Raw genomic sequence first — 541 nt, forward strand, 5'->3', positions numbered from 1 at the left:
GGCGTTATACGAATAGAGGGAATTTATGTACAAGAGTACTGATTTTAGCTTGGATTCAAAAGAGTTCAGGTTTAAGAAAGACTCATATCCTTTGTCTAAGATAAACAATGTTAGGGTTAAAAAGTTAAGTTTTCTTGATAATTTAGGTCAAGTTTTATTCTGGGTGTGTGTTTTTTCAGGGGCAGTTTGGTTAGTTATTCCAAGGTTGGAAGAGGTACCACAATGGCTACTAGTTTTAGTTCTTAGTCTGACCGTCGTAGGTTTGGTCTTTGCTCTTCTTCGTTGCTCTAAATATGCACTTCAAGTCGAGTTTCGCCACATAGATGAAACGGGCGTTCAATGGGTTAATGTCGCCAAGTCATACTCAAAGTCAGATTGTGAGTTATTTGAACAACAAGTGTTGGCACTGAAGAAATTCGTATAACAAATTGTTTAAGAGTGATTCGGCACGCGTGGCTTTTTTACTATGCGTTGGTTTTAGTGGTTACGGTAACATGCGGCAGCATCGGTATTGCGTGCCTCACACCTTAACAAGGCGTTA

Annotated in this window: 1 protein-coding gene; it reads left to right on the forward strand. The window is 39.4% G+C overall.

The annotated features are described in order from the left end of the window. The first annotated feature begins 25 nt into the window (after positions 1–25). Entirely contained in the window at positions 26–424 is a 399-nt protein-coding gene (locus R7Q09_RS27825) for a DUF6232 family protein (RefSeq protein ID WP_064368481.1), read from the forward strand. The last annotated feature ends 117 nt before the right edge of the window (positions 425–541 follow it).

It is taken from the genome of Vibrio sp. 2130-1 (assembly GCF_033339515.1).

Coding starts and splice junctions, on each gene's coding strand:
- R7Q09_RS27825 (WP_064368481.1), top strand. CDS start 26: ATGTACAAGAGTACTGATTTTAGCTTGGATTCAAAAGAGTTCAGGTTT.